At 63.5% G+C, this 16812-nt stretch carries 19 protein-coding genes and 1 pseudogene; 11 read left to right on the top strand and 9 right to left on the bottom strand.

What is annotated here, in order from left to right; all coding sequences use genetic code 11:
* Window positions 1-239 precede the first annotated feature (239 nt).
* From FHS81_RS16620 to FHS81_RS16600, 5 genes and pseudogenes are all read left to right on the top strand, one after another.
* Window positions 240-827 carry an HdeD family acid-resistance protein gene (locus FHS81_RS16620; RefSeq protein WP_100560239.1) on the top strand — a complete coding sequence of 196 codons (588 nt, stop codon included), beginning with the start codon at window positions 240-242 and terminating at the stop codon, window positions 825-827.
* A 63-nt stretch (window positions 828-890) separates the two neighbouring features.
* Window positions 891-1931 carry a patatin-like phospholipase family protein gene (locus FHS81_RS16615; RefSeq protein WP_035715050.1) on the top strand — a complete coding sequence of 347 codons (1041 nt, stop codon included), beginning with the start codon at window positions 891-893 and terminating at the stop codon, window positions 1929-1931.
* 4 nt (window positions 1932-1935) lie between these two features.
* Window positions 1936-3369: a GntP family permease gene (locus tag FHS81_RS16610; RefSeq protein WP_035715066.1), complete on the top strand. Its 1434-nt coding sequence runs from the start codon at window positions 1936-1938 to the stop codon at window positions 3367-3369.
* 29 nt (window positions 3370-3398) lie between these two features.
* Window positions 3399-3569, top strand: coding sequence for a hypothetical protein (locus tag FHS81_RS16605; RefSeq protein WP_183754664.1), 171 nt, complete (start codon window positions 3399-3401; stop codon window positions 3567-3569).
* Window positions 3548-3736 (top strand): annotated as a pseudogene (locus tag FHS81_RS16600) (ATP-binding protein); the annotation flags it as partial. The gene FHS81_RS16605 and the pseudogene FHS81_RS16600, both read left to right, overlap by 22 nt.
* Window positions 3737-3963: 227 nt before the next feature.
* Here the strand turns inward: FHS81_RS16600 and FHS81_RS16595 are convergent.
* Window positions 3964-4698: a DUF6118 family protein gene (locus FHS81_RS16595; RefSeq protein ID WP_046797718.1), complete on the bottom strand. Its 735-nt coding sequence runs from the start codon at window positions 4696-4698 to the stop codon at window positions 3964-3966.
* A gap of 8 nt (window positions 4699-4706) precedes the next feature.
* On the bottom strand, window positions 4707-8330 hold the full coding sequence (gene traA, locus FHS81_RS16590; protein ID WP_100559808.1) for a Ti-type conjugative transfer relaxase TraA: 3624 nt from the start codon (window positions 8328-8330) through the stop codon (window positions 4707-4709).
* 248 nt (window positions 8331-8578) lie between these two features.
* Between traA and FHS81_RS16585 the strand changes: the two genes are divergently transcribed.
* The 4 genes from FHS81_RS16585 to FHS81_RS16570 are packed head-to-tail and all read left to right on the top strand — an operon-like array spanning window position 8579 to window position 11736.
* A complete protein-coding gene (locus tag FHS81_RS16585) occupies window positions 8579-9355 on the top strand; it encodes an NYN domain-containing protein (protein WP_030092369.1) in 777 nt (258 codons plus the stop codon).
* Window positions 9356-9368: 13 nt separating this feature from the next.
* Window positions 9369-9674, top strand: coding sequence for a hypothetical protein (locus tag FHS81_RS16580; protein ID WP_030092368.1), 306 nt, complete (start codon window positions 9369-9371; stop codon window positions 9672-9674).
* Window positions 9671-11335: a type IV secretory system conjugative DNA transfer family protein gene (locus FHS81_RS16575; RefSeq protein ID WP_030092367.1), complete on the top strand. Its 1665-nt coding sequence runs from the start codon at window positions 9671-9673 to the stop codon at window positions 11333-11335. Before FHS81_RS16580 ends, FHS81_RS16575 begins: the two co-directional genes overlap by 4 nt.
* Before the next feature lie 11 nt (window positions 11336-11346).
* Entirely contained in the window at window positions 11347-11736 is a 390-nt protein-coding gene (locus FHS81_RS16570; protein ID WP_030092366.1) for a hypothetical protein, read from the top strand.
* 226 nt (window positions 11737-11962) lie between these two features.
* On the opposite strand, the gene FHS81_RS16565 is transcribed toward FHS81_RS16570, so the two are convergent.
* The 7 genes from FHS81_RS16565 to FHS81_RS16535 form a co-directional block, all read right to left on the bottom strand.
* A complete protein-coding gene (locus FHS81_RS16565) occupies window positions 11963-12280 on the bottom strand; it encodes a helix-turn-helix domain-containing protein (protein ID WP_024899700.1) in 318 nt (105 codons plus the stop codon).
* Window positions 12258-12647 (bottom strand): type II toxin-antitoxin system RelE/ParE family toxin, encoded by a 390-nt coding sequence (locus tag FHS81_RS16560; protein ID WP_019200205.1) that lies wholly within the window; start codon window positions 12645-12647, stop codon window positions 12258-12260. Before FHS81_RS16560 ends, FHS81_RS16565 begins: the two co-directional genes overlap by 23 nt.
* Window positions 12648-12725: 78 nt before the next feature.
* Window positions 12726-13007 (bottom strand): ribbon-helix-helix domain-containing protein, encoded by a 282-nt coding sequence (locus FHS81_RS16555; RefSeq protein ID WP_037506114.1) that lies wholly within the window; start codon window positions 13005-13007, stop codon window positions 12726-12728.
* 72 nt (window positions 13008-13079) lie between these two features.
* Window positions 13080-13703, bottom strand: coding sequence for a nucleotide-binding protein (locus FHS81_RS16550; protein WP_030092365.1), 624 nt, complete (start codon window positions 13701-13703; stop codon window positions 13080-13082).
* Window positions 13704-13946: 243 nt separating this feature from the next.
* Window positions 13947-14822, bottom strand: a complete 876-nt coding sequence (locus FHS81_RS16545; RefSeq protein ID WP_030092364.1) for a helix-turn-helix domain-containing protein — start codon at window positions 14820-14822, stop codon at window positions 13947-13949.
* 191 nt (window positions 14823-15013) lie between these two features.
* Entirely contained in the window at window positions 15014-15223 is a 210-nt protein-coding gene (locus FHS81_RS16540) for a ribbon-helix-helix protein, CopG family (protein ID WP_024899703.1), read from the bottom strand.
* Window positions 15224-15332: 109 nt separating this feature from the next.
* On the bottom strand, window positions 15333-15893 hold the full coding sequence (locus tag FHS81_RS16535) for a recombinase family protein (RefSeq protein WP_024899704.1): 561 nt from the start codon (window positions 15891-15893) through the stop codon (window positions 15333-15335).
* 224 nt (window positions 15894-16117) lie between these two features.
* Between FHS81_RS16535 and FHS81_RS16530 the strand changes: the two genes are divergently transcribed.
* Both FHS81_RS16530 and FHS81_RS16525 read left to right on the top strand, forming a co-directional pair.
* Window positions 16118-16408, top strand: coding sequence for a type II toxin-antitoxin system RelE/ParE family toxin (locus FHS81_RS16530; RefSeq protein WP_092938939.1), 291 nt, complete (start codon window positions 16118-16120; stop codon window positions 16406-16408).
* Window positions 16409-16417: 9 nt separating this feature from the next.
* A complete protein-coding gene (locus FHS81_RS16525) occupies window positions 16418-16750 on the top strand; it encodes a HigA family addiction module antitoxin (protein WP_092938937.1) in 333 nt (110 codons plus the stop codon).
* Window positions 16751-16812 lie beyond the last annotated feature (62 nt).

The raw sequence follows: 16812 nt of genomic DNA, 5'->3' as shown, positions 1-16812 counted from the left end.
TGCCGATGTCTCTTGACCTCGCGGCCTGACCGGAGCCAACGTTACATGCTCGGAGCGCGCTGCTCGCCAATTTCCACCACATTCGCGACACGACCGCATCATGGCGATGAAAAATTGATTGTCTGGCATGGGCTTCACGGTCCTGTGCCAATTTTGATCCATATCCGGCCCTGCGGGTCGGGGAAGGCAACACCCGCTGCCCGGCGGGAAGCACCCTGTTGAACAAGGAAGTCAATGCCATGCCGATCAGTCTTGCCGCCGCTGCACAGACCTACCGCGAAGCCGCGCGCGATGCGGTGCGCCGCCATTCGACCTTCCACCTGGTACAGGCGGCGCTGCTGGTCGTCGCGGGGATCGTCGCCATCGTCTTCCCGGCCTTTTCTTCGGCTGCTGCCGTCGTGGTGTTCGGCTGGCTGCTGATCGCCAGCGGCATCATTCAGGCCATCGGCCTGATCAGCGCACGCCATACGCCGAACTTCTGGCTGCAGATCATCTCGGCCATACTTGGTGTGTTGCTGGGCATTCTGCTCTTGCGCAACATCGCGCAGGGGATGCTGCTGCTGTCGCTTCTGCTGATCATCTTCTTCATGATCGAGGGGATGTCGAAGGTTGTCTTCGCATTGACGATCCGTCCCTTGCCCAACTGGCTTTGGGTTTTTGCCAGCGGGGTGCTCTCGGTCGTGCTGTCGCTTGTGCTTTTTGCCGCGATGCCGGTCACTGCGCTGTGGCTGATCGGGCTGATGCTGGGGCTCGACCTCATCGCCATTGGCGCGGCCCTTGGTGCGATGGCGTGGAGGCTTCGCGGGCAAGCGGTGCCCGCCGCCTGATCCCCTAGGGCGCCCGGCTTCGGGCGCCATTTTCTTGCAATGAATTGACTGAAAGGCGCCGAAATGGCCAGCAACCCGAAATCGCAGACGCGAAAAACCCTTCCCATCGACCTCGCCTTGCAGGGGGGCGGTTCGCATGGGGCGTTTACATGGGGCGTTCTGGACCGCATCCTCGAGGAAGACTGGTTCGAGATCGATGGCATTTCCGGCACCTCGGCCGGCGCCATGAACGCGGCAATCCTGGCGGCCGGCATGGCCACCGGCGGGCGGCAGACCGCGCGTGAGATGCTGACCGCCTTCTGGCGCCGGACGGCCGATGCCGCGCGCTTCAGCCCGTTCAAGCGCGGGCCGCTGGAGGTCCTGACGGGCAAATGGACGCTGGACAACTCGCCCGCCTTCATCGCCATGGATCTGATGGCGCGGCTGATCTCGCCCTATTCGCTGGGTGGGGCGGCAGGGAACCCGCTGCGCGACATCCTGACAGACCTGATCGATTTCGACGCGCTGGCGACCGGGCCGGTCAAGCTGTTCATCACGGCAACCAATGTGCACACCGGGCAAGGCAGGGTGTTCCGCAAGCATGAGGTGACGGCCGATGTGCTGCTCGCCTCGGCCTGCCTGCCATCGATGTTCCAGGCCATCGAGATCGACGGCGTGCCCTATTGGGACGGCGGCTATGCGGGCAACCCGACGATGACGCCGCTCGTGCGTGAATGTGAAAGCCTCGATACCGTTCTGGTGCAGATCAACCCGGTCGAGCGGCGCGAGACGCCGCGCACCGCGCGCGAGATCGCAAGCCGCCTGAACGAGATCTCTTTCAACGCCCAGCTACTGAAAGAGTTGCGGATGATGGCGCTGCTGCGCCGTGTCATCGACCCCGGCAATGGCGAGGCGCGGTACTGGAAAGAGATGCGCCTGCATCGCATCACCTCGGACATCATGGTGGACCTTGGACATTCCTCGAAGCTGAATGCCGAATGGGACTTCCTGAAGATGCTCTTCGACGAAGGGCGCCGCGCCGCCGAGGATTTCGGCCGCACCCATATTCAGGACATCGGGGTGCGTTCGACCTTCGATATCGACGCGCTGGCGGACGAGCTCTGACATGCTGGGTCTGCTGGGTATTCTGTTGGGCCTTGCCCTGATCATGGTGCTTGCGTTCCGCAGTTGGACAATCCTGCTGCTGGCGCCTTTGGCTGCTGCGGTGGCGGCGCTTTTTTCCGGTCAGCCGATGCTGGCGCACTGGACGCAGACCTTCATGCCTGCGGCGGCGGGGTTTGTGGCGCAGTTCTTTCCGCTTTTCCTGCTGGGCGCATTGTTCGGCAAGCTGATGGACGACAGCGGATCGGTTTCAGCGATCGCCGATTACATGACGCGCCGGCTCGGCCCCTCGCGGGCGATCCTTGCCGTGGTGGCTGCGGGCGCGATGGTCACCTATGGCGGTGTCAGCCTGTTTGTGGCGTTCTTCGTTCTGGCGCCAATGGGGCAGGCGCTGTTCAAGGCGGGAAGCGTGCCGCGCAGGCTGCTTCCGGCGGCACTCGCGCTTGGAACCTCGACCTTCACCATGTCAGCCATGCCGGGAACGCCTGCGATCCAGAACGCGATTCCGATGCCGTTCTTTGGTACCACCCCCTTTGCCGCACCTGGGCTTGGCATCATAGCCAGCATCATCATGGCGGCCATCGGCCTGGGCTGGCTTTCCTTCCGCGAACGTCAGGCCAAGGCGCGGGGCGAGGGTTATGGCGCGGCCGAAAAAGGCTCCGCCGTCTCGCGCGAGCTGGCCAGCACCGCACGCGAGTTTGACCCTGCCGAGATCAGCCGCGCCGGATCCTGGGGCGGGCGGCCACCGATCGGCCTGGCCATTCTGCCGCTGGTTCTGGTTGTCGTGGTCAACCTGATCCTGACGCAGTTCGTGCTGCCCAGCATGGATTTCGATTTCCTCTCGCAGCCCGCATGGGGCGAAACCACCCTGTCGGCTGTCGGCGGGGTCTGGTCGGTGGCGCTTGCGCTTCTGGTCGCCTGCATCGTGCTGGTTGCCATGAACCGGCGCCGCTTTCGCAATCTGCGCGAAAGCATCGACTCGGGCGCGACGGCCGCAGTACTTCCGATCATGAGCGTGGCAAGCCTTGTGGGGTTCGGCGCGGTCGTGGCGGCCCTGCCTGCGTTCGAGATGGTGCGGGACTGGGTTCTGGGCATCGGAGGCGGGCCGCTCGTGTCACTGGCGGTAGCGACGAACATCCTTGCCGCGTTGACCGGATCGGCTTCGGGCGGGATGACCATTGCGCTGCAGGCCCTTGGCCCCACCTTCATGCAGATCGCGTCAGACACAGGGCTGGACCCTGCGCTGATGCACCGGGTGGCCGTGATCGCCTCGGGTACGCTGGACAGCTTGCCGCATAATGGCGCGGTGGTCACGATGCTTGCGGTCTGTGGCTGCACGCATCGCGAAAGCTATCTGGACATCGTCATGGCCGCCATTGTCAGCGCGCTTGTTGCCCTTGTGGCCGTGATCGTGCTTGGCACAGCCTTCGGTTCCTTCTAACCCGATAGGGACAGAGCTTCGGGATCGTCATGACACAGCCCACGCCGACCGCCGCACCACCGGCCCTTTTGAACATCACGCTGGGCGTCATGCTGGCGCTGATGCTGGGGTGGTTCTTCCACATCGCCTCGGGCGTTCTGGTGCCAATGGTGCTGGGGCTGATGATCTCTTATGTGGTCATGAGCGCGGGTCCACGCTGATCACCAGCAATCTGCCCTTCGACGAATGGACCGAAACCTTCGGCACCGAACGCCTGACCGGCGCTCTCCTCGACAGACTGACACACCACGTAAACATTCTCGAGATGAACGGCGACAGCTATCGCCTCAGCCAAAGCCGCGCTCGAAAGGCCCGATCCGCCACCTGATCACACCTAACAGAATTGGCCCTCCGGGCCAATGCGCCATGGCACGTGCCAGCTATTTGGGGAGCGCACGCGCCATGGCGCTTAGTGCCCCGCCACTGGCCTACTTTTGCGCCGCCACGTGGCCGGTTTTGTCTCCGCCGTTGACATACAAATCATCCCGCAGAAGAATCCGGCTAAAATCACATAGATTCCGTAAATATCGGACGCAGCTCGAACTAGCGCCAAGGCTACTGAGGCACTGCCATGGTGACCGTGCAACGTTGTTCTTTCTTCGCCTTGGCGGCCGCCTCTGCGCACGCCGCAAGCGTCTCCTGATTGGCGCGCACAAGATTGCTGGCCTCAACCAGGTTGCGCCAGCCTCCTGGGCTTCCCGACTGCATGAGCGAGATTCCCGCATTCCAGCGGTCGGCATTCATGGCGATCGAGGCTACGGCCATATCGACCGATCCGGGCAGAACGCGCGGAAGGAACAACGTCAACAGCACGCCGGCGACCAGGCCGGCCGCTCCCACGCCCCAAAGCCACCAATCCTGTTCCCGACGAAGGCGGGCGGCCCTGACGAACTCGCGAAGATCGCCGGTCACGCGCTCGAGGGCTTGTCCTCGAGCCTCGATCGTGCGCCCAGCACCCTCCGAAATCCGGTCGCCGGCGTTCTCGAGCGCGCGGGCGTAATGATCGGGGCCATTCCTGAGCGCCGGCGACTTCTGCAAGGCTTCAAGGGCCTGTCCAACGGCGGTAACCTGCTTGACCATACGGCCAAGCTCCGGGCCGTAATCGGGCGGCTGCTGGATTTTCTCGAATTCCTCGAACGCCGCTTCCACCCCCTTGCGGATGACGGTCATTTCGCCGCCAACGTCGCGCGTCAGCTTCTCGACAGATCGCCGCAACGTATCGAAAGCCTGGGCCGGGTCGCTGCCTGCGTCCTGCTCGTCTGGTTCTGTACCCTCGCTCTCGTCCGTCATGGCGTCTCCTATCGTTCCATCCCAAGGCCCTGGCTCCGGCCGCGTGCAAGGCTCTGCTCCATGTTGCGGGCGAGGCTTTCACTCTGCCGCACATGACCGATTCCGAGGTCCTGGCTGCGATTGCGCAGGATCGATTCAACCTGCGGATCGCGCTCAAGGTTCTTTGTCATGCCGCGCATTTGCCCCTCGACCTTCCCGCGCGCCTCGTCGTGCTGCCAACCGCGAAGCTCCTGGCGTTCGCCCTGTAGCTCCTGCCAGCGCTGCACGAACCGTTCGGCCCTGACGTTCGGGTCCGCCAGTGCGGCGCGCTCCCGGTCCATGCCGGCGCTGAGTTGGCCGACACGCTCGCGGCCGGAAAGCTCCTGCATGGCAGCCCGCGTCTCGGGGTCATGCTGCAAGGCGGACACCATCAGCGCCGACGCTCCCGGCCGCGCCTGGTCGAGCTGCTGGCCGGCCTGCCGCAATTCCTGCTTCTGCGTTTCGAGTACGGGCAAGCCCTCACTGTGATTTCGCTCGGCCGCGTCATAGGCCCGCGCATAGCGGTCTATGGCGCGCTCCATGTCGGACGGCCGCCGCAAGCGGTCTGCCTGCCGGTCGGGCGCGGGCACCTCTCGCACGCTCTCCACTCTTTCCGGCTGCGCCTGGCCGGTTGAGACGGCATTGAGCTTCAGGCCGTCGAACATGGAGCGCCGGGGAGTCTCGTCTCTCTCTGGCCGCTCCTGGGCCGGCGCGACGCGGTCCTGCTGCGGCCCTTCAGCCGCCGCGCTCCGCCCGAGTTTCAAGCCCTCGAACATGCCTCGGCGCGGGCGCTGCTGCTGATCGTCCCCATGTTCCTGAATACGATCCTGGGCGAGATCCTTGGACAGCGAAGAAACCCGGTGTGGATCCTCGCCCCTATTTTCGGCCTCGATGCTCGGCCGCTGCGATTGACGATCGGCCCGGGTTTGCTCCTGCGTCGGCTCTCTGTCCGGACGTAGCTCGATCTCGCTGCGAACCCCCATCTGCTCTGCGATCCCGCGCCGCTCGGCAAAGTCGCGGGTATAATCGAGCGTCGTTTCCTTCACGCCCGACCGGCTGAGCCGGTTTTCAAGTTGGGCGTAGGCCAGCTCGCCGCCTTCATGCACCTTCCACGCATTGCGCTCGGCCGTAGTCCCGTCTGGAAGACGCACCGTCTCCGATCCGCGATGCTCAAGGCCGATCTTGTCCCCGATCTCTGGCGCGGCCTCTTTCATGGCGCGCTCAAGGTCCACACCCCAAATCGTATGTTTCTGGCCGCGATCGTTTTCCAGCGTCACGAAATAGCTGTCGCGGTTCTTCGGGTCGTGCTGATAGGGCGCGGCCCCATGATCGACCAAACGACCGGCGTTACGGTCGGCAAACTCATCCATGCCGGCATAGAGCTGCGCGCCGTCGCGATGCCGGGTCATGGCGACATAGGTCAGATGCCTGTCCATCGTGCCCGACGCCATCACAAAGGCGCGGTCCACTGTCGCGCCCTGGTTCTTGTGAATCGTCGTCGCATAGCCATGGTCGAAAGCCCGATAGTCGTTCGTCGGCACGCTGATACTGTCGCCCCTGCCCTTTCCTCCGGGACCGTCGAGCTGCGCGACGATCCGGCCAGCCTCGACGCTCTCGACCGTGCCAAGCATCCCGTTCTTGACGCCAAGGCCGCGATTGTTCTCCAGGAACACGATACGGTCGCCCGGCGCGAACTCGCGCTTGCCGTCATTGGTCTGGAAGGTCAGTCCACCAGCGTCCGAGCCCTCACCGGGCACACTGCTCTTCGCCAGCTCGCCGCGCTCCTGCAGGGCCGATCTGATTTCGTCATTGATGGCGCGAACATCGGCACGGCGATGTGCCATCGCAACGCGCGTGCCCTCCGGCCGTTCGTCGCGATCGGCAAGGTAGTCGCGCACGATCTCGCCGCGCGCCTCGTCCCGCGTTTCGCTAAGCCGGATGCTCCCGTTATCCCGGTAGGCGGCCAGGCCCTCGGCCGTCCGATGGGTGGCGAAGTCAACCGACGCCTCCCGCTGCCAGTCCACGCGCTGCCGGCGAATCTCCGAAAGCTCGGCATGGCCGATTTGCTCGGCGATGGCGCGGAACGGTGCGCCGGCCCCGATCGCCTGGAGCTGCTCATGATCGCCGACGAGGACGATCTTCGCCCCCCGCGCCTCGGCCTCGTTGATGAACCGGGAGAGCTGCCGGCTCCCGATCATGCCCGCCTCGTCGATCACGAACACGTCGCCGCGGCCGAGTGTGCCGCGGTCGTTCTGCCAGCGATATTCATACGACGCGAGCGTGCGGCTCTGGATGCCGGAGGATTCCTCCAATCCCTCGGCCGCCTTACCCGACAGGGCCGCGCCGTGAACCGTGTAGCCATGCGCCTCCCATGCTTCGCGCGCCGCCGCGAGCATCGTGCTCTTGCCTGCGCCAGCATAGCCGACAACCGCCGCGATCTGTTCCGGCCCGGTGATATGCTCGATCGCGCGCCGCTGCTCGTCCGATAGCCGTGCCGAAAGATCGCCAGCGCTCTGACGAATGGCAGCGTCTTGGGCGTCGATCGCGCGGCCGACATGCTGCCGATCGACGCCATGGGTCTGCGCCTCGTGCAGCCTTGTCGCGCTCATCGCCATGCCGGATTCGATCCCGACCATTTCGCGGGTCGAATATCGCGCAAGCTCGATCTCGCCTGTCTCGGGGCTCATTCGCTCGCCCTGCAACTCCACCAGCGCAGGCGAAGCCATGACGGTCGCAAAGGCATTCTGGAACGTCTGCGCGTCGTCGTTGATGTAGCGATGCAGTGTCCGCGCAATGTCGTGCCGATCGAACACGCTCTTTTCGTTCGTGACGATCGCAAGAACCTGTTCCGGCTTCTCCCGGATCAGCTCCGCATTCCGCTGCGCCGCTTCCGCATCAAGCCGGGTGCGCGACACGTCGAGGCCGCGCCGCTGCATCTGCGTGGCATGCACGCCCATATGCTCGGTCGGCTCAAGCTCAAGTCCGCGCTCCTGATGCGAGCGATGATCAATCCGCACATCGAGACCGGCCTTTGCCAAATGCTCGTTCGCATGCTGCTCCCACGACTGTCTGATATCGCGGAGCTGCATTTGCGTCGTCGGCAACCCCTCGTTCAACAGACGCACATTCTTCCACTCGATATGCGTTTTCTCGCCAAGCCGTTCCTCTGTGACCTGGCGCGTCGTCATCAAAAGGTGCGCGTGATAATTCCGAACGTCGCTCGCCGAATGCGGCGAATGGATCGCGAAATCGACCGCCCCGCCATAGCGGTTCGCCAAATCCTGGGCGAACGCCCGCGTTAGCTCTAGCCGCTGCTCGGCTGTCAGCTCGTGCGGTAGCCCGATCTCGATCTCACGAGCGACACGCGCGTCTTTCCGATTTTCGGCAAACTCCGCTGCGTTCCAAAGCGCCTGGCGGTCCTTCGCCCATTCGGCACTCACACCCTCGGGCAACACGATTTCCACATGCTCAACGCCCTGCTTGCGGGTGAAGTCATGCGTGAGGCCATCGCGTTCGTTCGTCAGGCGCTCGCCGGCACGATAGGCAGCAGAGGCAACGGCGCTTCTGCCGCTGGCCCGCGATACCGGTTTCATGCTCGCATGATAGATTGCCAAACGCTGCCTGCCCTTTTCCGATCTGCGATCGGCGCAACTGACTTGCGAAGCAAGTCGTAAGTGCGCCCTTCTCAACTCAATCGCTACGCTCTTTCGTCGCTCGGTGTGGCGCTTGCGGCAAGGTCGATGCGATGAACTGAGGCCCTGATTGTGCTGCAAAGCTGCCAAAAATTCAAGGTAGCGCATAATCGTGTTTGGTGACGCTGCTTGCATCGGATAGACTTCGGCTCAAATGGGAGTGCAGACCGATGGCAATAGACAGCGCCGGAACACTTGCGTTGCTGATCGACGGCGATAATGCCACCCCGAAAATCATAACCGGGCTGCTGGCTGAGATCGCCAACTATGGCACCGCCAGCGTCAAGCGCATCTATGGCGATTGGACCAAGCCGAACCTCAACGGCTGGAAAGAGTGCCTGCTGGAACACTCGATTCAGCCGGTCCAGCAATTCGCCTATACGACCGGGAAGAACGCAACGGACGGCGCGATGATTATCGACGCGATGGACTTGCTCTATACCGGCCGCTTCTCCGGTTTCTGCATCGTCTCAAGTGATAGCGACTTTGCCCGCCTGGCCGCGCGCATCCGTGAGCAAGGCGTCATCGTCTATGGGTTCGGGGAGCGCAAGACGCCCCGCCCCTTCATCACCGCTTGCGACAAGTTCGTCTATTTCGACGTGCTCAACACGGCCGGGGAACAGAAGGAAGCGGAAGCCGTCACCGCGCCTAAAGCGGCCGCCGCCAAGCCTGCACCGGCGAAAGCGGCACTCGATCGCGCTGCCCTCGACATGCTGGCGAAAGCTGTCACCGCCTCGGCCGACGAAGACGGCCGCGCCAATCTGGCCCGCGTCGGCGCGCACCTGGCGAAACAATCGCCGGATTTCGACGCCCGTAACTATGGCTTTCCCCGCCTCTCCGATCTGGTCGAGGCGTCGGGCATTGTCGAGGTCGAGCGCATTGGCGAAAATCCGAAAATTATCATGGTTCGCCTCAAGGGCGGGCCAACCCCTCGCCCCGCTAGATAGAAGGAAACGACACATGGCGCGCAAGACGATCGAACAGCGGTTGGCCGAGCTGGATGCGCAGCGCGCCACGCTCAAGGCCCGGCTCGGCAAACAGGAGCGCGCCAACGATACCCGCCGCAAGGTGCTGCTCGGCGCGCTCGTTCTGCATCGCCTCGAAAGCGGCAAGGATGAGGAATTTTCCCGACGCCTCCGCGAATGGCTCAAGCGCGAGCTGCCCGACTTCCTGACGCGCCCTGGCGATAAGGAACTCTTTGCCGATCTGATCGCCAACGCGCCGGCCAGGGAGACAACAGACAGCGCCGGGGGGGCCGCCTCATGAATCAGGCGACGTTAGCCTGGGCCGCGTTCAAGAACATGATGCGGCAGGCTGCGCGTGATCCGCTATGGGCGTTCCTATCCCTGCTCGCCCTGCCCTTCCGCATCTGGAAACCGCTTCTCGGGCTTCTGTTCATCCTCATCATAACCCTGTTCGTGGTCGGCTTCGGCGGCCGGTTCTTCCTCGAACAAATGGGCTTCGGCCCCGGCTCGGTTCCCTTCATCGCGCTCGATCTCGTCACGCTGCTGGTGCTGGCCGCGATCACCTTCCGGCTCGTCACCAATCCGCTGATTATCCATTTCGGGGATATGGACGGCGAAACCCACGGCTCGGCCCGCTTCGCCACCGACAAGGAAACCGCCGCCCTTGCCCGCGCCGATTCCGGCCTGCTGATCGGCCGCGACGGCAAAACGGGAAAGCTCCTGCGCTATGACGGCCCGGCCCACCTGCTGACGATGGCCCCGACGCGCACCGGCAAAGGGGTGGGAACCATCATCCCTAACCTGCTCACGGCCGACCGCTCCGTGATCTGCATCGACCCCAAGGGCGAAAATGCCAAGATCGCCGGCCACGCCCGCCAGACCTTCGGCCCGGTCCACGTCCTCGACCCCTTCGGCGTCACCGGCCAGCCCTCGGCCGCCTTCAATCCTCTCGACCAGCTCGACCCGGCCGGCCTCGATGTCGCGGAAGATGCAAGCACCTTGGCCGACGCCCTCGTGTTCGATGAACCGGGCATGGCCGGCGAGGCGCATTGGAACGAGGAAGCCAAGGCGCTCATTGCCGGCCTGATCCTCCATATTGCCGCCAGCGAGCCGCGCGACAGGCGAAACCTCGCTACCCTGCGCGAAGCTCTCACCCTCGCCCCTGAAGCCTTCGCGGCGCTCCTGAAGGACATGCAGGCGTCAACGGCCGCCGGCGGCCTGATCGCCCGCGCCGCAAACCGCCACCTCGGCAAATCCGACCGGGAAGCGGCCGGCGTCCTCTCGGCCGCGCAGCGCCATACCCATTTCCTCGACAGCCCCCGCATGGTCGCGGTCCTCGGCCGATCCGATTTCCGCTTTGCCAATCTCAAGCGCCGCAACGCCTCGGTGTTCCTCGTCCTGCCGCCCGATCGCCTCGCCACCTATTCCCGCTGGCTGCGTCTGCTCGTCGCGCAAAGCCTGACCGACATGGCGCGCGACCCCGCCAAGCCGGCCGTGCCGGTCCTCTACCTGCTGGATGAGTTCGCCGCCCTCGGCCACCTCGCCCCCGTCGAGCGCGCAATGGGCCTCATGGCCGGCTATGGCGTCCAGCTCTGGCCGATCCTGCAAGACGTTCACCAGCTCCGCGCCACCTACGGGCAACGCGCCGGAACCTTCCTGTCAAACGCCGGCGTCCTACAGGTGTTCGGTGTCAACGATCACGACAGCGCCCGCCTCGTCTCCGATCTGCTCGGGCAGGAAACCGTGGTGTTCCAGACCATGAGCCGGGCGCTCGATTCCGAAAAATCCGGCCTCTCCTATGGCGAGCAACACACGGCCCGGCCGCTGCTGACCCCCGATGAGGTCCGCAACCTGCCGCAGCATGTCGAATTGCTGTTCCTCGCCGGGCAACGGCCGATCGTCGCCGGCAAGCTCGCCTATTACGCCGATGCAGAATTCCGGGGGCTGTTCGACCAAGCATAAAGGATGAAACCATGACCGACACCGATGCGCCCGAATGGCCCGATCCCGCCGACAAGGCCCATGCCGTTGAACAGGCCAAGCAGCTCCGTGACCAGGCCGCCAAGGGCGGCTTGCGGTTTGAAGCCTATCTGCCGCCGTCGCTGGCCCTGTGGCTGCTCGATCTGATCGAACAGGACACGTTCCTTGATCCGTCCGAAGCCGTGTTCGTGATCCTGGGCGAGCATAAGGAGCTGGCACCCCATGCCGATCTGCGCCGGGAACTACTCAAGCGCCGCATACAGGTGGCGGCCGATGATTCCCGACCGGGTATTTCGATGGAAGAAATGAAAGCCCTACTGCGCGAAAAGCGCGAAGCCCCCCTGCCCGAGCCGGCCAGATGGGAAAAGCGGTCCCGGCGCTGACGCACCGGGGCTTCTCTCTTGCGGCCCTCCGGTCACTTCGGCGCTATGTGGGAGCGCGTTCCCTCCGGGCCGGGGCCGGCTGCTCGCCGGCATCGCTCAACCAGGCCACACCCGCGACGCTAGCCCCCGGCCGTCCCGCTCTCATCATCTAGGGCCGTAGGGACGGCCGGGGGCGGGATGCAGGCAGACAACTTGCCAAATTGCTTGTTTGCCAACTTGCCAGCAATCAGGCAATCGCCTCAAGGCCCCTTTTCTGAATAACGGTCAGCAGCCGCAGCGCCGGGCCGCCGGGCTTCTTCACCCCACGTTCCCAATCTGACACCAGCCCCTTACTCACGTTGAGATAGCGGGCAAAGACAGGCTGCGAGATACGCTCACGCTCACGAATAGAACGGATTTCCTCGGGGGTCAGCGGCTCAACGGTTGTCAGACACCCCTCGTCAAATTCGCGCATCGTCTGCTTGTCGATCGCGCCGGACTCATAGAAGCCTTCCATCATCTCATGGACGGCCGCCAGAGCTTCACTCTTGTAAGTCTTGCTCATCGCAATTCACCTCGAACATTCGACCCGCAGCAACTTCCGCGTCCATCTGCGCATCTGCAAACCCCAAGACCAGCTTTGCGGCCTTCTTCAAGTAGGCTTCTTCCGCATCATCAAGGTTCGCCATATCGCTCTTGGCAAACCCGAACGCGAAAACCGCCCTCGTCTCCGCGCGGAAGAAAACCAGCGTTCGGAAGCCGCCAGACTTTCCAGCGCCGGGCCGCGCTACTCGTTGCTTGATAAGGCCGGCCCCTAGATCGGCGTCGATCTGGCCGCGCTCAGCCCGCTCTACAGCCTCACAAAGCATCGCGTCAGAGATTTTCTCCTTTCGGGCAAACTTGTGAAACCGGCTGTTTTTGAAAACCCTCACGCGACTTCCTCGCCCCTGAATGTATGACACATAGCGTTACACTTCAAGGCCCTTACCGCATCGCCGCTTTGCTGGCAATCAAGCACTATGTTTTGCCAGCAAGTCAGCAAGCGCCTCGCGCATGAGGTCTTCAATGGAGCGGTCGGTGTCGGCTGACAGCCGCTTAACCCGGCGATGTTCCTCCGGCTCGACCACGACTGTCACCCGCTTCATTCCGGCCCGCGTGGCGGCATGGTAACGCTTACCCTCGGCACGATCCGGGGTCGGCGCGGGGGCGGATTCCGCGATAGGCGCAACAGGCGGCGTGGTCTGCGCGCCCACGGCCTTCATGCTCGCGGCTAAACTCGGTCTTTTCGACATGGTTTTATCCCATCAAACTGCCAGTTTGCCAGCAATACCATTATGCCTTATTGCTGGCAATACAGCTTGCCGTCAAATCAGCAATTGGCCTCTAAGCCAGGTCAGCAATTCGGACACTTCCTCGCTGGCTTTGCCGGCCGGCTCATACTCCGGAGCGGTTTTGCCGGCCGTGAGCGCATGTCCGAAAGCCGCCCGCTGCTGGAAGGCGACGGGGGCAACCTCCAAGCCGTGAACCTGAACGGCTTCCCGCGCATCGGCCAGAAGCTGCGTGGCACGCGGCGGCACGGCGTTCAAAACGACAAAGGCCGGCTTTTGGGCGAGTTTCACCAGCTCGGCCGTGCTTCCGATCGCGCGAAGATCGAGGATTCCGGCTCGGCACGGGATCAACACCATGTCGGACGATCGCGTTGCCGCCATTGCGGCCGCTTCCGAGTGCGGCGCGGTGTCGATCACGACCAGCTCGGCCCCGCCATCGGTCGCGGCCTGCAAGCCTTGCGGCAAACGAGTGTGAGGAAGCGCGACGACAACCGGGGCCTCACCTTGTCGGCTATCGCCCCATCCGGCGGCGCTTGCCTGGGGGTCAAGGTCGATGATAGCGGCGGGAAGCCCGGCCGCCTCGGCGGCCGTAGCAAGGTGCAAGGCGAGGGTGGTTTTTCCAGCCCCGCCTTTTTGGCTGACTATGGCGATTGTTTTCATATTGCTGGCATAGCAGCAAACCGCATTGACGGCAAGAATTTTTGCTTAAATGCCTTATTGCTGGCAATACAGCAAATATTAAGCCCCGCCCTTGCCCCTCGCTCCCTCTCGAAAGCCCGTAGGACGGTTGCCGCCGGCGCGAACGTGGCGGTTTTGCTGTGAGGGTGCCGCCTCCCGATCCGCCTTATACGCGGATCGGAACCGCCGCAGGGCTGCGCAAGCAGCCCGAACAGCGGCGACCGCTTATGTTTGCCCTCTTAGATAAAGATCAGATGGGGATTCAGTCTGGTTATCGGACTCACGTTTCATCACACTCTTTGCCAGCATCACGAGGGCCTTACCGAGCGGGCTATCGCCGGTGTCGAGCTGCGTCCGCTCATCGAGGGGCAGGGTGGTCTTGTAGGCGTCGATTGCCTCGCTCCATGCCTGCTGATCCTGTCCATGATCAGCAGGCGGGGGCGGGGCCTTGCCGAACCTGCCGAGAAACTGACGGGCCTTTTCCGGCAAGGACAGGCGATAGGCGTTGCTCGTCTGCTGGACCTGTGGGCCGCGCCCCTCGTTGCCGGTCGGCTCGTAGCGCCGCAGCCAGTCGATGAAACCATGCGCCCGCAGGTTCTTCAGCGCCCGCACGATCGTATCGCGCGACCGGCCTAGCCGATCCATGATCGTGGTGATTGACGGCTCTAACCGGCCGGTGCGGAAGTCTATGAGATTGACGAACAGCCGCAGCACGTCGAGCGCCACCGATCCTAGCGGGCCGCTTCGCTCGCCCTTCTCGTGCAAGCCGGCCTCATTGTAGATTTCGGCCGCCTTCAAGATTGCCTGAACGTCCTTGCGCGTCGTCGGCCGCCATATCCGGCCCTCCGATCGGCCCCGGATATGACTATGCCGGCGAACTGGCGTCGGGCATCGCTCGGCCGGGGGCATGACCAGGCCAAGCCCGGCCTGTCCCGATCCCCGCCACGCCTCGCGGCGCTCATGGGCGAGCGTGGAGAGCTGCCCGGCGTCTTCCTCGGTGAGCTGGCCGGCGCTGTAGCGCGTCCATACCTCCCGCATGATCTCATCAAGCGCGCTTGCGCGCGCGCAGCCGATCGCGGCCGCGATCTGCGTCCTCAACATGCCTGTCGTCCTTCCATTTGAAGGACATGACGGCGCGGACGGCAGGCACGGCTTTCCTGTTTCCGCAAGAATCAATCTTGCGGATTGGAGTGCTGTAGCGTAGATAAGGGGAGAGCTTTGGCCCCGTCTCTACGGTGTGTCTGACGGCCTACAAAAACGCTCGACCGTTGGCGCGGTCGGGCGTTTTGCCGTTATGTCCCTTGCTTCGCTTCGATATAGAGCCTCAATGCTTCCTCGATGATCGGCGCGCGGCCAAGCACGCCCCGCTGCTCCTTGATCTTGTCGATTTGGGCGAGAAGATCAGTCGGAACATACGTGGTCAGCGCGATACGGCCGGCCGCAAGCTGCCGCGCCCGATGGGCGGCAACGTCCTTCCGAATCCTTTCCGAGTCGCGCTTCATTCTTAGCAGTAAGGACGAACTCGCCCGATTCTGCAATCCCTTGCGGAAGGAACCGCGAAAGGCACTACTTCTAGGGCCGGCAACTAAACGTGGTTACGTCAATGCGTATTCACGTCAATGCGTTCTCAAGCGCCCGGTAGAGCGTGGCACGATGCACGCCCAAGAGCCGGGCGACTTCCGCCACCGGCTTCTTGTCGTCATGGATAAGCTGGCGGGCATGGGCGATCTGCTCGGCCGACAGGGCAGGGGAGGGGCCGAACTTCACGCCTCGGGCTTTCGCCGCGATCCGGCCGGCGCTCGTGCGCTCCACGATCAAGCTGCGCTCGAAATCCGCGATGCCGGCGAACACGGTCAACACCATGCGCCCCGCCGGCGTCGTGGTATCGGCCCACGGCTCGGCCAGCGAACGCAGGCCAGCGCCGGCCTCCTTGATCCGCTCCGCGATCGCCAGAAGGTCGCCGGTCGATCGGGCGAGGCGGTCTAGCCTGGTGATCGTCACCACGTCGCCGGCACGCAGATGGTCGAGCATCCGCGCCAGCTCGGGCCGATCCCGCTTCGCCCCGGAAGCCTTTTCCTCGAAGATGCGGACGCAGCCGGCCGCACCCAGGGCGGCCCGCTGCGCATCGAGGTCCTGGCCGCGAGTCGAAACGCGGGCATAGCCGATGAACACGCGGCCGGCGTCGGAATCTGGTCGGCTGCTCACGGCTTCCCCCTGTCGCAAATCATGTCGCAAGTTTTCTACCACTTGCGACAAAGACATGCGACACGAAAAGCCCTGATTTTCCGGGGGCGGCCGATGTGTCGCGGGTTTTAGGACTTGCGCGACAAGGCTATGAGGTGATGAACTGTATAGCGTCGCTTGACACTATACGTTTAGCTTGATAGTGACGGCACATGAGAATCCGAAACGTGGTCCATAAGGGGTTACGCCGCTTCATCGAAGATGATGACGCCACCGACTTGGAGGTGGCCGTAGTGCCGAAAGTCCGTCGCATCGCCACCTTCCTCCAAGATATGGAGCGGGAAGACGAGCTGCGCACGGTCCCGAGCTGGAAGGCCCATCAGCTCACCGGCGATCGAAAAGGCACCTGGAGCCTGTTCGTCACCAAGAACTGGCGGATCACGTTCCGGATCGACCAAACCGAAATCGAGATCATCGACCTCGACTATGAAGATTACCACTAGGAGGTGGCTATGAGTGCGATGCAGGGCATCCGTATGAAAAATCCCGCCCACCCCGGCGGCTTCGTCAAAAGTGAGATCATCGAGCCGCTTGGCCTTTCGGTCACGAGCGCCGCGCAAGTTCTCGGTGTTACGAGGGCGGCGTTGTCGGCCGTGCTGAACGAGCGCGCGCACCTTTCGCCGGAAATGGCGCTCCGGGTCGAAAAGGCTTTCGGCGTGTCGATGGATACGCTCATGCGGATGCAGAACAGCTATGACATTGCCCAAGCCCGCAAGCGGGAAGGGGAGATCAACGTCGCGCCCTTCAAGGGAAAGCCGCTCGATCCGCAAGCGGCTCTGGTCTGATCCGACAACAATACGAATACGGCCGCGCCGAGAAGTAGCGGCAGCTAGTGAGAGGGGCGATC

It is taken from the genome of Pseudochelatococcus contaminans (genome assembly GCF_014195635.1).
In the GTDB taxonomy this organism is placed as follows: Bacteria; Pseudomonadota; Alphaproteobacteria; order Rhizobiales; family Beijerinckiaceae; genus Pseudochelatococcus; species Pseudochelatococcus contaminans.
Note: the sequence above shows the minus strand (reverse complement) of the source record. Positions and strands in the feature narration are given on the sequence as shown.

Coding starts and splice junctions, on each gene's coding strand:
- FHS81_RS16620 (WP_100560239.1), top strand. CDS start 240: ATGCCGATCAGTCTTGCCGCCGCTGCACAGACCTACCGCGAAGCCGCG.
- FHS81_RS16615 (WP_035715050.1), top strand. CDS start 891: ATGGCCAGCAACCCGAAATCGCAGACGCGAAAAACCCTTCCCATCGAC.
- FHS81_RS16605 (WP_183754664.1), top strand. CDS start 3,399: ATGACACAGCCCACGCCGACCGCCGCACCACCGGCCCTTTTGAACATC.
- FHS81_RS16595 (WP_046797718.1), bottom strand. CDS start 4,698: ATGACGGACGAGAGCGAGGGTACAGAACCAGACGAGCAGGACGCAGGC.
- FHS81_RS16585 (WP_030092369.1), top strand. CDS start 8,579: ATGGCAATAGACAGCGCCGGAACACTTGCGTTGCTGATCGACGGCGAT.
- FHS81_RS16580 (WP_030092368.1), top strand. CDS start 9,369: ATGGCGCGCAAGACGATCGAACAGCGGTTGGCCGAGCTGGATGCGCAG.
- FHS81_RS16575 (WP_030092367.1), top strand. CDS start 9,671: ATGAATCAGGCGACGTTAGCCTGGGCCGCGTTCAAGAACATGATGCGG.
- FHS81_RS16570 (WP_030092366.1), top strand. CDS start 11,347: ATGACCGACACCGATGCGCCCGAATGGCCCGATCCCGCCGACAAGGCC.
- FHS81_RS16565 (WP_024899700.1), bottom strand. CDS start 12,280: ATGAGCAAGACTTACAAGAGTGAAGCTCTGGCGGCCGTCCATGAGATG.
- FHS81_RS16555 (WP_037506114.1), bottom strand. CDS start 13,007: ATGTCGAAAAGACCGAGTTTAGCCGCGAGCATGAAGGCCGTGGGCGCG.
- FHS81_RS16550 (WP_030092365.1), bottom strand. CDS start 13,703: ATGAAAACAATCGCCATAGTCAGCCAAAAAGGCGGGGCTGGAAAAACC.
- FHS81_RS16545 (WP_030092364.1), bottom strand. CDS start 14,822: ATGTTGAGGACGCAGATCGCGGCCGCGATCGGCTGCGCGCGCGCAAGC.
- FHS81_RS16540 (WP_024899703.1), bottom strand. CDS start 15,223: ATGAAGCGCGACTCGGAAAGGATTCGGAAGGACGTTGCCGCCCATCGG.
- FHS81_RS16530 (WP_092938939.1), top strand. CDS start 16,118: ATGAGAATCCGAAACGTGGTCCATAAGGGGTTACGCCGCTTCATCGAA.
- FHS81_RS16525 (WP_092938937.1), top strand. CDS start 16,418: ATGAGTGCGATGCAGGGCATCCGTATGAAAAATCCCGCCCACCCCGGC.